The following is a 289-nucleotide window of genomic DNA, read 5'->3' as shown; positions in this document are numbered from 1 at the left end:
ATTTCATGTTTCCACTGCGGACGGTGCGCAGCCTCGCCTTCAATGGTAGGAACACTACCGCCCATTTTTTGAAGCATGGCTGCGCCTTCGGCCGTGGCTGAACGCATGTTTGGCATATTCTGGTGCATATGCGGGTTATACTGGTTGGTATTGCCGTTCTGCACCGTCGGCGCAAGGCTTACAGCGCCTCCGGCGGCATGGCCGCCGCTTCCAGCCCCACAGCCGGTAAGCAGCATCACCGCACACAGCATGGTCATCCACAATACGCGCACAAATTACCTCATACAGT

The 289-nt window shown here is 56.7% G+C and carries 1 pseudogene; it reads right to left on the bottom strand.

The window, feature by feature from the left end:
- A pseudogene (locus QZ377_RS10040) lies at positions 1 to 272 on the bottom strand (hypothetical protein); the annotation flags it as partial.
- Positions 273 to 289 lie beyond the last annotated feature (17 nt).

This window comes from Desulfovibrio sp., assembly GCF_019424165.1.
Classification (GTDB): Bacteria; Desulfobacterota; Desulfovibrionia; order Desulfovibrionales; family Desulfovibrionaceae; genus Desulfovibrio.
Note: the sequence above shows the minus strand (reverse complement) of the source record. Positions and strands in the feature narration are given on the sequence as shown.